Source organism: Agarivorans sp. D1326 (genome assembly GCF_056958115.1).
On record NZ_JBTWEN010000002.1, the window covers coordinates 525,979 to 539,885 of the forward strand.

The following is a 13,907-nucleotide window of genomic DNA, read 5'->3' on the forward strand; positions in this document are numbered from 1 at the left end:
AGCCAAGCGGATAGAATGCATAAACGAATGGACGCAAAATGAAACCAGAGCAAAGCTTGTTGTCGTTATGGCGAGTGACAAAACGTTACCCCGGCGTAATTGCCAACGACAAAGTAAGCCTAGACTTAGCCGAAGGAGAAATCTTGGCGCTACTAGGTGAAAATGGCGCAGGGAAATCCACCCTGGTCAAAATGATCTACGGAGTGATTCAGCCAGATGAAGGCGGCCTGCTATGGAAAGGGAAAGAGCAATTAATACGCTCGCCTAACATGGCCAGAGCCATGGGCATTGGCATGGTATTTCAGCACTTCTCGGTATTTGAAACTCTCACCGTGCAAGAGAACATAGCGTTAAGCTTAGATGCTGGTGTAGTTAAAGATGCCGCGGCGCTGCGAGCAAAGATCGTTGAGCTAAGCAATGCCTACGAGCTAAAGGTTGAGCCCGACCGTTACGTGCATAACCTAAGCATTGGCGAACGCCAACGGCTTGAAATTTTGCGCTGCTTAATACAAGACGTAAAACTACTGATTTTAGATGAGCCCACTTCGGTACTCACTCCTCAGGAAGTAGCCGGTTTGTTTAAAGTATTACGCACCTTGGCAAGCCAGGGCTGTAGTATTTTGTTTATTAGCCACAAGCTAAAAGAAGTGACCGAGCTGTGTGACCGCGCCGTTATATTACGTGGCGGTAAAGTGAGTGGAGAATGTATCCCTTCACAAGAAACGCCAGAATCAATTGCTGGCATGATGGTTGGTAGCGATACCCAACTATCGGAACGCTACCAAAAACGCATTGGCTCAGACGAGTTAATGGTAGTGAGTAATTTGAGCGTGCCACCCACCAATCCCTTCGGTACAGGCCTAAATAAGGTGAACTTAAGTCTGCATCGCGGCGAAATTTTAGGTATTGCCGGGGTTGCTGGTAATGGCCAAGAAGACTTACTCGAAGCGCTTAGCGGCGAAGATACTCGCGCGGCAGCCGACAGCATTTTAATTGGTAAACGCAAAGTGGGTAAATTACATGCTGGCGAGCGCCGCTTGCTAGGTATGAGTTATGTACCCACCGACCGCCTAGGCCAAGGCGCAGTGCCAGAGATGAGTTTGGCCGACAATACCTTGCTTACCAGCGCGCGCAAGGGCTTGGTAAGCAAAGGGCTAATTTTGCCGCACAAAGTGGTGGAGCTCGCCAAAACCATTATTCATCGAAATGACGTTAAGTGTCATAACGCTCACGCCCAAGCTAAGAGCTTATCGGGCGGCAACCTACAAAAGTTTATTATTGGTAGAGAAGTAGACCAAAATCCAGAAATTTTGATTTGTGCTCACCCGACCTGGGGCGTAGACATTGGCGCAGCCAGCGCAATTCATCGCCAACTGATTGAACTTCGCGATAAAGGTGCTGCTATTTTGGTGGTGTCAGAGGATATCGATGAGCTGTTTATGATCTCCGATCGCATTGCCGCCTTATATGAGGGGCAACTTTCTGCGGCGGTGCATACCGAGCAAACCAATATAGAAGAAATTGGCAAATGGATTGCCGGTGGGTTTGTCCATAACGATAGCGAGCAAGGAGGCCAAGCGTATGCTTAAAACTCAAGCCCGTTTAGAGTCATCAAAGTTAATGTCTTGGCTCTCGCCACTCATCGCTATTGTTCTCACCATGTTGGTGTCTAGTGTGATGTTTTGGGCCCTAGATATAAACCCAGCCACCGCCTTTAAAGTGTTTATCATCGACCCGCTAAGTGATAGCTATAACTTAGGCGAGTTAATGGTAAAAACCACTCCCTTACTGCTTTGTGCTACGGGTTTAGCCTTGTGTTACAAAGCCAATATTTGGAACATTGGCGCAGAAGGCCAGTTGCTGGTTGGCGCATTAGTGGGCAGCTATTTTGCGCTGCAAGCCAATGAGCAAAGTGGCTATGGGTGGTTATTGGTTACTCTCGCAGCAGGGGCATTAGCTGGCATGCTTTGGGCGGCCATCCCTACTCTGCTGCATCAGCTATTCCACACCAACCTTATTCTTACCACCATCATGCTCAACTACATTGGCTTGTATTTGCTGCTGTGGGGCGTGCATGGTCCTTTAATTGACCCAGACGGATTTGGTTTCCCAGAGTCAGCCATTTTTGCCGACAGTGTATTGCTGCCGACCATAATGGAGGATGGTCGCGCTTCCATTAGTATTCTCTTGGCGGTGGTATTTGCTATTGGCTCAGGGATCATTTTGTATCGCACCTTACCTGGGTTTCAGCTGCGAGTATTTGGCTCCGACCAACCCGCTGCGCGTTACGCAGGTTACAGCAGCAAGTTTATTGTGTGGAGCGTAATGCTAAGCGCAGGCGCACTGGCAGGTTTTGCTGGCGTTGCAGAAGTAACTGGCCCAATTGGTCAGCTCATCCCACAGGTGTCTCCGGGCTATGGTTACGCCGCCATTATTGTGGCCTACCTTGGCAGGCTAAATCCCTTTGGCATTATTTTCGCCGCATTCTTCATGGGTACTTTATACATGGGCAGCGATTTAGCCCAAATAGAACTAGGTATGCCCACTGCCATCACTGGTTTATTCCAGGGTGTACTGCTGTTTTTCTTACTCGCTTGTGACTTTCTCATTCATTACAAAATAGTCTGGCAGCCCAGCGCGGGCGTAGCGCAACCCTCTTCATCTAGTGCTAAGCAAGGAGCTGCATAATGGACATGGAACTACTGCAACAAATATTGGTAGCAGCAATTAAAACCGGAACACCCTTGCTATTAGTAGCGCTAGGCGAGCTAATATGTGAAAAATCAGGCGTACTTAACTTAGGCCAAGAAGGCATGATGTTAATGGGCGCTATGGCAGGCTTTGCCGGTGCCTACTTTACTGGCAACTTAGCCTTAGGTTTATTGCTAGCGGTGATTGCAGGTATGTTAATGGCAGGCATATTTGGGCTACTCTCGCTAAACCTTAATACTAACCAAGTGGCAACTGGCTTAGCACTAACCATTTTTGGCACCGGTTTAAGTGCTTTCTTAGGTGCAAGTTTAGTTGGCTCTACCATTAACGGTTTTAAGGCAATTTCAATTCCTTTATTAAGTGATATTCCAATGCTTGGTGCCTTGCTATTTCAGCATGACATTTTGGTATATGGCAGTTTTGCTTTAGTGGCAATAACTTGGTGGGTTGTGAATAAAACCCGCGCAGGTTTAACCTTGCGCGCCGTGGGCGAAAACCCTTATTCTGCCAATGCTCTTGGCATTAAGGTAATAAAAGTTCGTTATATTGCGGTGCTGTTTGGCGGCGCAATGGCCGGTTTAGCTGGCGCTTATATGTCGCTTTCTTATACCCCAATGTGGATGGAAAACATGACTGCCGGCCGAGGCTGGATAGCGTTATCGTTAGTGGTGTTTGCATCATGGCGTGTAGGTTATTTAATGGTAGGCGCTTACCTGTTTGGAGCAGCCTCTATTTTGCACTTAGTGATGCAAGGCATAGGTTTTACCATATCGCCTAACCTACTAGCGATGATGCCTTACGTGGCAACTATTGTGGTAATGGTTATGATTAGCGCCAACCCAATTCGCCAGAAATTAGCGGCCCCAATGAGCCTAGCTAAACCCTTTGACGCTCGCCGTCATTAATAAGCAGGCCAATTTATTGAAGCAAATACTTCAAGCTAGCCAGCAAACTAACGTATTATGCTTGCCCGCTAGTTTGGAGTAGTCATGACTTATTCGCTGTACCTTGCTCACATCAACGATACCCACTCTCATTTTGAGCCTACTTTGGTTCACTTTGAAGTCACCATAAACCAAGAGGTTTACCAAGTAGACGCGTACTGCGGCGGGTATGCAAGGTTAGCTACAGCGGTAAAACAACACCACGCCTTGGCAACACAAAATAATAGCTCAAGCCTGTTTTTACACGCTGGTGATAGCTTTCAAGGCAGTTTGTATTTTAGCCAGTTTAAAGGTGAAGCTAACGCTCATTTACTCAATTTGATGTCGGTAGATGCTATGACCATCGGCAATCATGAGTTTGATCTTGGCAATGCTCCGGTGTCTAAATTTGTTGATCAGGTTAACTTCCCCTGTCTTGCCGGCAACATGGATTTAAGCCAAGAAGATCAGCAAAAGCATTTACCTTTAGCGCCCCATAACAATCTGTATTACTACAACAACGAGCTGGCTATTGCTAACTATCTGCTTAAGCCCTTAGGCGACCAGCAATTAGCCATAGTAGGCATCACTCACGACCAGATGCACAACATTGGTTGCCCCGATGCCGACTGCCATTTTTTGAACGCCATCGAAACCACCCAAGCCACGGTTAAGCACTTAAAGCAACAAGGCGTAAATCACATCGTCATACTTAGCCATTTGGGCTATGACGGCGACATTGCCTTAGCCAAAGCCGTAACTGGCATAAGTGTGATTGTTGGTGGTCACTCACACACATTAACCGGTGAGTTTGGCCATTTGGGGCTAGCAAGTACCGGCAATAACGGACAATGGCAGAATGGCTGCTTGTTACTACAAGCTGGTAAACATGCAGAATCCATAGGTTTAAGCTGCTTACACTTTGATAAGAATGGCAAGGTTATTGAGCTTGAAGGCGGGACCCAGTTTCTTATCGATGATAACTGGCAAGCCAGACAAAACGGGCAGATAGTTTGCAATGAAACTCGCCGTATCATTAGCGACTACTTGGCTGCTGCACCGGGGCTATTAAAGTGCTCTGATGATCAGCAAATCAGTAAGATCATCAATCAGCAATATCGTCCAGCGGTTGAACAAATGAAAAGCCAAATAGTGACCAAGCTCACCCAGCCTTTACGCCATAGTAGAATGCCTAATAAAGATCTACCCAATGGCAGTGAAATTGCGCCGCTGATTTGCCAAGGATTTTACCAAGCCTCTGCTGCCAAGCATCCAACCGACTTTGCCATGCACAATGCTGGCGGCGTTCGCGTATCGCTAAAAGCAGGCCCGTTGAGTAAGGCTGATATTTGTGGACGCTTACTGCCCTTCGAAATAACCTTAATGAGTTATTTAATTAAGGGCGAAAGTTTAGCCAGGGCCATTGAAGGTGCCATTAACAATGCCACTAACAATGGTTTAATGGGTACTGGAGATGGCAGCTTTCCCTACTTTTACAAACTGCGTTATAGCTACCAAGCCTACAAACCTCTGGGGCAGCGCGTTAGCCAAATACAACTTGAAGATGAGCAAGGCTGGCAAGCTTTGCAGCCCCAGCGGGTTTATCGCGGCGTTTCTTCCGCCTACACCTTGGCAGGAAAAGAAGGCTACCACGCATTATTAAACAGCTGGGATCATCACGATTTAGAGCTCAGCATGAGCGACAGCTTTGTTGCCTTTGCCAGTAGCAAACAATATTTGGTTTAATACCAATCGTACTAAATTGACTAAGTGAAAAGGAAAACGCCAGTGATTAGAGCCATGACCCAAGCCGACTTTAGTGCATTTTGGCCAAGCTTTAAGGCGATAATACAAGCGCAGCAAAGTTACGCTTTTGATCCAGAATTGAGCGAACAACAAGCCTTTCAGCTTTGGTGCGAGTTGCCGCTAAAAAGCTTTGTGTTTGAACACAACCAGCAAATTTTAGGGACTTATTACATCAAACCCAACGCCATGGGCCCCAGCAAGCATATTTGTAACTGCGGTTACATGGTAAGCGAAACAGCGCGTGGTAAAGGCATTGCGCGTAAGCTGTGCGAACACTCTCAAGATATTGCCTTAGAGCTCGGTTTTAAAGCTATGCAGTTTAACTCTGTAGTTGCCACTAATATCGTTGCTATTGCGCTTTGGCACAAGCTCGGCTTTGCAACTATTGGCACCATTCCAAAGGCCTACTTACACCCTAAGTTAGGTTATGTAGACAGCTTAATCATGCACAAACAATTAAGTGATTAAATTTGAATTGAGGCACCCATAACCTGCCTGCTTACATCTTGCAGTTTTTTGGTAGCTTAATCTTTAGCAATTGCCTTTCTTAAACCTATTCTGCTGTGCCCAGTAGGAAAGTTGTCAAAACGGGTAAACTCGCTAAACCCTAAACGCTTATAAAACGCGGGTGCTTGCCAGCTTTGGGTCCACAACCATAAACCACTAAGGCCTTTATCTCTGGCATAGTCTTCGGCTTGCTGTATAAGCTGCTGGCCCATGCCTTGGCCGCGGCAGCTATCGTCTACCCACAGCTCGTCTATGTATAACCAATCCCACAGTAGGTCTGCGGTTAGCGCAGCAATAAGTTTTCCCTCTGCATTTTGCAGCGTCCAATTTAAACGCTGCTTGTGATACGCCGGCGCGTCTTGTGATTGACTATGCTCTTCAAACCCTGCAGCCAAGGCGGAGTTAAGATTTGGTGCTAAAGCCCCTGTCGAAAACTCAAATTTAGCCATTACTTCCCCCAGCTTTAAACTGAACCAACACCACTATTTATTCAGCGAGTAAGTGTAACGCTCTCGGTTATGCAAGTAAGCTAAATTCATTTACATGTACTTGAATAGAGTTTGCTAGATAACCACCACCAGCGCTTATTAGTGGTTTATTTAACTAGGGTCTGTTGATCTTTGCTGATGGTTTTTGCAGCAATGTATTAGCCATTTAGGCAAGGCCGTGAGTGTGCAGTTAAGTGGGCTTATTAATCACTCGCTAACGCTGAATAAATGGCTAAGAAATGCCGCCCAAAGGGTTCGGATAAGCGAGCTTTACTCTTTGTTAAGCACTTCTTGCTTAGCCCACTAGGCTTCTAAGTGCTCGCCGCGATTAAAGCCCGCTTATCTCGAACAAAATTTCAACACCAAAGATCAACAAACCCTAGGTAATTATTAACAAAATCTAAAAACTGTTTCTCATTAACAGCCGTTGTAGTTGCTAGGTTCAACATCTACTATTTAAAACAACTTAAGGCATTCGCTTTTAGGCTTTCAATTTTAAGATAGGTATCAAGCACATGAGCAAAACCATTTTAATTACCGGTGCAACCGACGGCATTGGTTTAGTTACCGCCAAGCAATTGCTAGAGCAGGGTCATAAGGTGCTGCTTCATGGCCGTAACCCAGCCAAACTCGAGTCAGTTAAAAATCAATTGAGCGTGAATGGTGCACAAGTAGATACCTTTGTAGCCGACCTGTCCAAGCTTGAGCAAGTTGATGAGCTAGCCAAACAAGTAGCGAGCAAGTACAGCAGTTTAGATGTAGTGATTAACAATGCCGGGGTATTTAACATCCCCGAGCCACGCAATGCTCAAGGGCAAGATTTACGCTTTATAGTAAACACCCTCGCCCCATACAAGCTCACCAAAGCATTACTTCCTTTAATGGGTAAAAGTGGTCGTGTTGTGAACCTATCATCTGCTGCCCAAGCCACAGTAGATTTAGACGCGCTAAAAGGCAATCGCCAACTTAGTGACAACTCTGCTTATGCGCAAAGCAAGCTCGCACTTACCATGTGGTCTCGCGAATTGGGCTTAGCGCTAAAAGACAGTGGCCCAATCGTCGTATCGGTTAACCCTAAATCGCTACTTGGCAGCAAAATGGTGAAAGACGCTTATGGTATTGCTGGCGGCGATTTAAGCATTGGTGCAGATATACTAGTAAGAGCCAGCTTGTCGGAAGAATTTAATGATGCTGCCGGCCTATATTTTGACAACGACATCGGCCAATTTGCCTCACCCCACCCCGATGCGCTAAACGCCCAAAAATCTGGCCAAATTGTTGAGTTAATTGAAACACTCATCTAATAATTAAAGCAACTTAAGCGCCTTTAAAATGCCACTAACACAGTGGCGTTTTACTTTTTAACCCCTGGGGAAACTTGGTGGTCAAAATACATAGCCAAGCAGTCTGGATAACTTACATTTAAATCGCTTACCTACCCGCTTAAAATTTATGAAAAGCTCACCGAGCTGCACTATGCTTTTGAGGTAATAGTTAATACAAATGGTTCCTCATGATACGCAACATTCTCTTTGGCCTACTTTTTATATCCCTGCCTAGTTTAGCTTTTCAAGCCATTCACTTGGGCACTCAAGATCGTCCCCCTTATACCTGGCCACAAGATGGAAAGCCCGCAGGCCCCTTCGATAAAGTGGTGGTCTGCGCATTAGAGAGCATGGGCGTGGAATATAGCATCGACTTTTTGCCTTGGGCGAGAGCCCAATCAATGACCCAGCGAGGCCAATTAGATGGTTTTTATGCGCGTTCCCAAAATGCTGAGCGTGACAGTTACGCTACAGCCAGCCGCTTTATTGGCAAACAAAACTGGGCGTATTTTTATTTAGCAGATGTTATTAACCAACCGATCGATGACGAATACTTAAAGAACGCACGCGTGGGGGCTTACCTAGGGTCAAACATGGCGCGATGGCTAAAGGCAAAAGGCGTGAAAGTAGCCTATCGACCCGTTGAACCGGAAATGTTGCTAGAAGGATTAATACGCGATCGAGCCGACATCATTTTGGCTAACGAGGCAGCGATGCTAAAACTTACCGAGAAAACTAATCGCAGCGCCTATATCGACCGCCAAGTGGTAGTAAGCAAGCCCATCGCAGTTTATTTTGGCAACACCTACTTAAATGAAAACCCAGGATTTATTAATGCTTTCAATCAAGCAGCTAGCCAGTGCCTACCGGAAGAGTCATTGGTGATATACAGCGAATAGTAAGGGGCTAGAGTTATCAGTTTTAACTAGCTTGTTTTGGACATAAACGTGTTAGGAAAGTAATTTATGCTGTGATACTTTGGGTAAACCCAAGCTAGACATATTCAGTATTAACGCCTTCTAAGGTGCAGCTAACCAACACAAAAAACAAGCAACGCCGCCGTAATCACTAAACTCAACCGAACATAAAATGGTAGTGGTTAGCTGTCACTCGTAAGCAATTTGTTATGTTTATAGCTCCATACAACTTACTTCTGTATTACCCTGAGAGGTATCTAACAAAATCGAGCCTTCAACCTCAGCATACGTAACACCAATTGCGCGATGTGAGCGTGAAACAGGAAAAACAACAAATTCAGTTTTATCAGCACCTTAATAAGGAGACTTGTGTTCGAAGAGCATATTCACTTTTTTTCCATTACTATGATCTCTAATAGCAGTAACTATTCCTTTTAGCTCATCGCCAGTAGTTGTTTTTAATGTTGCGATGCGAGATTCTGTATTCCAAGCGATCGCCTTGAGTGTACTATGCTCTGTACCGGATTTTGAGCAAATGACGTTGCTTGCCATAGCTGGAGCGCACATTAGCAAACCTGATAGCAATGTAATTGTTAATTTCATATCTAAATACCTAATCTTCAAATCTTTACCATTATACAGACAGCTGCCACTTGCTAATTCAATTTATTTGTAAAAATGCTTAATTAAAAGTCATACCAACGCCTCAATAACCGGCGCAGCTTTTCTGCGTCCGGCGCCGTAGGCTCGTAGTTAATTGACTTGTTAGAGTGCAAATGCACGATTAATCACGTTTTCATATTCTGTAACGCTAAATATAAAAGGGCCTATCCCGTGAATTGTTTCCGGTTCTTCGTACCCATTCTCGTATGCAAAGTCACTCCAGATATACTCATTGTCAGTTTTAGTGATTTTGCACCCGTAAGCACCACAACCTAAATCAGCGCACTCAGGGCAAACATAAATTAGGCTTCGACCCGATTCAGTTTCAGGTGGTGCTTGTAGTAAAAGTTGTTTTAAGCTGTGATCATTCAAATTATCCCAGCCTCTTGCAAAACAGCCAAGGAAATCACCTCGCCCGCCCGCGTTTCTTACTATATCAGCTAAAAGTGATTGTCCATTTATCATGAAGTCAGAAGAATAACTTTCACGAGTATTATCACTTCCCTTTCTATGGAGGATATTCAAACCTAATTTCTTAGGGCTCATGTCAATTTCAATAGTTTCACCACACGCAGGGCATACGAAATACTCAATTTCATCAATAATTGATGATTCTTTAATGAATTCGCAGCAACTTCTACACTTCATCATTGCACTCTAACGCTTGTAGCTGGGGCGACCGGCGCTCGCGACGGGAGTCCAGCCGCGTTTTTTGCGGCGTGCCTGGCTACACTTGTTAGGCACTACGCCACCGTTCGATTATTTTTGATAGCTGTTCGAAGTCTATGTTTCCGGGTTGATTGTTCAGTAGGTGGCCAAGGAATGACATTACTGACTTCCTTTGGGCTGCATTAAGTAAGAGCCATAACCCTTCAGCGTGTTTGCACTTGCTGTACTCGTTTAAAGTAAACAAAAGCTGTATGTACACCATGGACTGTGGCTCAACTCTGAAATTGCGCAGTACATAGTTCATATAGTGCGGTAAGTACTTCGTTGCTTCTTCCGCATCAACTTCTTCGAACAAGTATTCGTTTGATGATATCCACTCATCGGTGATCACTTCACTCATATCGAATGAGGACGAAATTTGCTGGATGAGGCGCTCTTCAGCTTTCATTAGTGGTGCCTAACAACTTATTAAGAGGAAAAATTCCTTGTTTAAACAAGGGATTTTTCCTCTTATCATACATTTGATAAAACCCAGATTATCACCTTTCCTAAGCTACATCAGCCACCTAGCTCGAAAAATAACAAAAGCATCAGCACGAAAGAATGCAAGCCTTTGTGGAAAGAAGGAATCACCATTTATATGTATATAAGCTCAGTGCTTTGTCCACAAAAGTAGAGATACTAAGGATGCACAGGTTTATTAAGAGTAGTTTTTTGGGAGCTGTAACACGTGTGGGGCAACTACGAGTTAGCTTATAGCTTCAGTTCTCACTGATGAAGAAACCTATCGTTGAGCAACAAGAGCGCTCTATCGGCGCTCTTATCTACTTAAGACTAAGCAAATACTGGCGCGTCAAAATCTTCTGCTTCGTCGCTGTAAACACAAACATTTGAATCTTCTACTAAGCCTGTTTCTGCAACACAATGGGTTTGAAAAAACTCACTAATTTCTTTGCGTTGGCAGTGTGCTTCAAAGCTTTCTTTATCCGCCCAAATCTCTTGAAAGGCGATGGGATAACCAGTGCCCTGAGCAAAAGGGTTGTCAATTTGGCGTGTAACCGTGTATTGAATACAACCATCTTCGCGCAAGGTGTTTGGCTCTAACGCTTGTAATACTTTAAACAGCTCGTTTTGCTTACCGGCTTTAGGTTTAAACATGGCAATGCAATAGATCTTTTTAGACATAAGGCTTCCTTAATAAAGCGGCGAGCTGAGCTCGCCATTCTTAAAAATATCAATAATAAGCCTTTGTGCGGGCAAACGCTGCAACTAATTGGCTATTAGCAAGCTTTATAGCGCTGTGTTTGCATTGCCAACAAGCGCTTGTAAGCTAACTCTTGACGCAGCGCAGACGAACCTTCACACCAGTTATATTCCAGCGGTTCCCATAGTGGATCTTTGGGTGATAAACCCAAAGCCTCAATATAACTTGCGTTGGCCACTACATATTGGCTTTTATAAGGAAGAATTACCCCTCCCTGCTTGGCTTGCAGAGCCAGAGCCTCGGGATAATTGGCGCACCAATGATTAAGCAAAGCCATACAAGCAGGCGAGTACCAAAACTTGCCGCTATCTTGTTGCATGGTTTGCTTGTGCTGACACGACAATACACTTTGGGCGTGTTGCCAGTCTTTAAAGCCCGCTTCTCGCGCTACATACAACAAGGCATGTTTTAGTTGTGGTGATTTGTCTTTAGCTAAACTTGCTAATGGGGAATCGGCAGTATGGCGCTGTTTAAGCAAAATTTTACTGCGAATTTTCAGTTCTTCAACGGCAGATAACATCTCTATGCTCCTAAATACTTAAGTTGTTCCCCGCAAAACAATATTCAGAATGACATACAGTGTCGTAATGATGTGTAACTAAGCATGTGCTTAAGGGTGAGTTCCTCTTGGCGGGCAGGCGCCCCTTAGCACCTGCCCGCATTCTGCCAAAGCTAAGTTAATTATACAAGTAAACTCTAAGGCTCATTAATTCTATGATTGTTGCGTACTCGGTTTGAGTTGAGCCGCAACTGAAGATGGCTGCTCAGGTAATAACAAACTAAGCAAGATAACGACTAAACCACCGGAGGTAACTGCTGAACCAAAGATGTTTTGAACCAATTTAGGCGCGTGTTGTAATAGGTCGGGTACCATTGTCACGCCTAAACCTACCCCAAAAGACACTGCCATAATAAGTAGTTTGCGGCGATTAAGTGTTTCGCTAGCAATAATTTTAATCCCCGCTGCCGCCACTGTACCAAACATCACCAAGGTGGCTCCGCCTAGCACCGGTTTAGGAATTTGCTGTAAAACAGCGCCTAATATGGGGAATAGTCCCAGTACCACGAGTATTAGTGCAATGTAATAACCAATATACCGACTGGCTACGCCGGTTAGTTGAATCACTCCATTATTTTGGCTAAAGGTAGTGTTTGGAAAAGTATTAAAAACAGCGGCAATTAAGGAGTTAACGCCGTCGGCTAGCACTCCGCCACGCACTCGTTTTAAGTAGCTGTCTCCTTTAATCTCTTGCTGCGAGATAGCGCAGTTAGCGGTAATATCGCCAGCCGATTCTATTGCCGTAATAAAGTAGATAAGCGCAATAGGAAGAAAGGCTACCCAGTCAAAACTAAAACCATATTTAAAGGGAATAGGAATACTCACCCAAGGTTGTGAGCCTAGCGAAGAAAAGTCTACTTTCCCCATAAATAGCGCGATTAACATACCAGCGAGCAAGCCAATAACAATTGATGAGAGGCGCAGCCAAGGGTTTGCCGAACGGTTTAAAGCAATAATAATTGCCAACACAGTGAAGCCTAAGCCTAGGTTTTGTAAGCTACCAAAATCGGCGGCTTTAAAGCCCCCCGCCAAATCGGTCATGCCTACTTTTATCAGCGAAATACCAATGATGGTAATCACTATTCCAGTCACCAATGGCGTGATGATTTTCTTCATTTTCACCAGCATTTGCGATAAGAAAATCTCGATAAAAGCACCCAAAAAGCAAACGCCAAATATTAGCGACAATATCTCTTCGGGACCGCCGCCTTGGCTTTTAGCGATAAAGCCTGCCGCTAATATCGAGCCTAAGAAAGCGAAGCTGGTACCTTGCACACAAATCATGCCTGCGCCAATAGGGCCTAACCTTTTTGCCTGAATGAAGGTTCCAACGCCAGATACAATGAGCGCCATGCTAATCAGGTAGGGAATGTGCGAGCCTAAGCCTAATACGCCCCCAATAATCAAGGTTGGGGTTATCACGCCAACAAAACATGCCAATACATGTTGTAGCCCAGCAAAAAATGCTTCTGCTACCGCTGGTCTCTCCTCTAGTTGGTACAACAACTCCTTTGGTATCGCTTTTTCCTTATTTGCACTCATGCTTTACTCCCTGTTATTTCGCTATATCACAAGCAGATATCTGACCACTAGGTCAGATTAATAACGCAAGGAACTTGCCAATTTACCTTTTAGCAACAAACACCCTACAACAACTATCATTTATTCAATCACTTAGGCTGGAAATATTGCCAATAAACCATCGCTCAACGAGCTAGCAACATTCATATCATTACGCGTTTAATTGGTGCGCTCTCACCAATACGTGCACCAGCAACTACCAATGCGGAGCAGCACATAAAATGCGCCGATTTAGCGTTTTACTCTTGACTGGCAGTACGAATCAAAATCCTTAAATAACAGTGAGATAACTGTCTTTCATTAGCGACAGGCTCGCGCTAATCCGAGATATTAACGTGATAAGGCTCACAGCTTAATGATAAATTTAATTCTTAATTTAAATGTCAATTGATGCTGCTCTAGTATCTTGCCCAACCAGTTTTGGTTTAAGTGCCCCTTAATAAACAAGCAAGTAATAAAGTGAAGGGACAAAGCTTAGCAATATCAGGATGAT

Annotated in this window: 14 protein-coding genes; 7 read left to right on the top strand and 7 right to left on the bottom strand. The window is 44.7% G+C overall.

The window, feature by feature from the left end:
* The first annotated feature begins 38 nt into the window (after nt 1-38).
* The 5 genes from ACYFDN_RS06260 to ACYFDN_RS06280 all read left to right on the top strand — a co-directional run bounded on the left by ACYFDN_RS06260 (nt 39) and on the right by ACYFDN_RS06280 (nt 5,909).
* On the top strand, nt 39-1,589 hold the full coding sequence (locus ACYFDN_RS06260) for an ABC transporter ATP-binding protein (RefSeq protein ID WP_406608905.1): 1,551 nt from the start codon (nt 39-41) through the stop codon (nt 1,587-1,589).
* On the top strand, nt 1,582-2,688 hold the full coding sequence (locus ACYFDN_RS06265; protein WP_483510393.1) for an ABC transporter permease: 1,107 nt from the start codon (nt 1,582-1,584) through the stop codon (nt 2,686-2,688). Before ACYFDN_RS06260 ends, ACYFDN_RS06265 begins: the two co-directional genes overlap by 8 nt.
* Complete coding sequence (locus ACYFDN_RS06270) at nt 2,688-3,617, top strand: ABC transporter permease (RefSeq protein WP_016400612.1); 930 nt, start codon at nt 2,688-2,690, stop codon at nt 3,615-3,617. Before ACYFDN_RS06265 ends, ACYFDN_RS06270 begins: the two co-directional genes overlap by 1 nt.
* A gap of 84 nt (nt 3,618-3,701) precedes the next feature.
* Complete coding sequence (locus ACYFDN_RS06275) at nt 3,702-5,381, top strand: bifunctional metallophosphatase/5'-nucleotidase (protein ID WP_483510395.1); 1,680 nt, start codon at nt 3,702-3,704, stop codon at nt 5,379-5,381.
* 42 nt (nt 5,382-5,423) lie between these two features.
* Nucleotides 5,424-5,909 carry an N-acetyltransferase family protein gene (locus ACYFDN_RS06280; RefSeq protein ID WP_483510396.1) on the top strand — a complete coding sequence of 162 codons (486 nt, stop codon included), beginning with the start codon at nt 5,424-5,426 and terminating at the stop codon, nt 5,907-5,909.
* 56 nt (nt 5,910-5,965) lie between these two features.
* Here ACYFDN_RS06280 and ACYFDN_RS06285 read toward each other — a convergent pair whose 3' ends face one another.
* The gene (locus tag ACYFDN_RS06285; protein ID WP_483510397.1) at nt 5,966-6,397 is read right to left on the bottom strand and encodes a GNAT family N-acetyltransferase; all 432 of its coding nucleotides are present in this window, start codon (nt 6,395-6,397) and stop codon (nt 5,966-5,968) included.
* A 554-nt stretch (nt 6,398-6,951) separates the two neighbouring features.
* Here ACYFDN_RS06285 and ACYFDN_RS06290 point away from each other — a divergent pair.
* Together ACYFDN_RS06290 and ACYFDN_RS06295 are read left to right on the top strand one after the other, a co-directional pair.
* A complete protein-coding gene (locus ACYFDN_RS06290) occupies nt 6,952-7,740 on the top strand; it encodes an SDR family NAD(P)-dependent oxidoreductase (protein WP_483510398.1) in 789 nt (262 codons plus the stop codon).
* A 209-nt stretch (nt 7,741-7,949) separates the two neighbouring features.
* On the top strand, nt 7,950-8,660 hold the full coding sequence (locus ACYFDN_RS06295; protein WP_483510400.1) for a substrate-binding periplasmic protein: 711 nt from the start codon (nt 7,950-7,952) through the stop codon (nt 8,658-8,660).
* Between the two features lie 372 nt (nt 8,661-9,032).
* Here the strand turns inward: ACYFDN_RS06295 and ACYFDN_RS06300 are convergent, their stop codons facing one another.
* From ACYFDN_RS06300 to ACYFDN_RS06325, 6 genes are all read right to left on the bottom strand, one after another.
* Entirely contained in the window at nt 9,033-9,281 is a 249-nt protein-coding gene (locus tag ACYFDN_RS06300; protein ID WP_483510401.1) for a hypothetical protein, read from the bottom strand.
* Between the two features lie 162 nt (nt 9,282-9,443).
* Nucleotides 9,444-9,992: a hypothetical protein gene (locus ACYFDN_RS06305; protein ID WP_483510403.1), complete on the bottom strand. Its 549-nt coding sequence runs from the start codon at nt 9,990-9,992 to the stop codon at nt 9,444-9,446.
* Between the two features lie 85 nt (nt 9,993-10,077).
* Nucleotides 10,078-10,458, bottom strand: a complete 381-nt coding sequence (locus ACYFDN_RS06310) for a DUF6714 family protein (protein ID WP_483510404.1) — start codon at nt 10,456-10,458, stop codon at nt 10,078-10,080.
* A 386-nt stretch (nt 10,459-10,844) separates the two neighbouring features.
* Nucleotides 10,845-11,195: a putative quinol monooxygenase gene (locus tag ACYFDN_RS06315; RefSeq protein ID WP_016400621.1), complete on the bottom strand. Its 351-nt coding sequence runs from the start codon at nt 11,193-11,195 to the stop codon at nt 10,845-10,847.
* Between the two features lie 95 nt (nt 11,196-11,290).
* A complete protein-coding gene (locus ACYFDN_RS06320) occupies nt 11,291-11,794 on the bottom strand; it encodes a hypothetical protein (RefSeq protein WP_483510406.1) in 504 nt (167 codons plus the stop codon).
* Between the two features lie 192 nt (nt 11,795-11,986).
* Complete coding sequence (locus ACYFDN_RS06325; protein WP_483510407.1) at nt 11,987-13,375, bottom strand: nucleobase:cation symporter-2 family protein; 1,389 nt, start codon at nt 13,373-13,375, stop codon at nt 11,987-11,989.
* Nucleotides 13,376-13,907 lie beyond the last annotated feature (532 nt).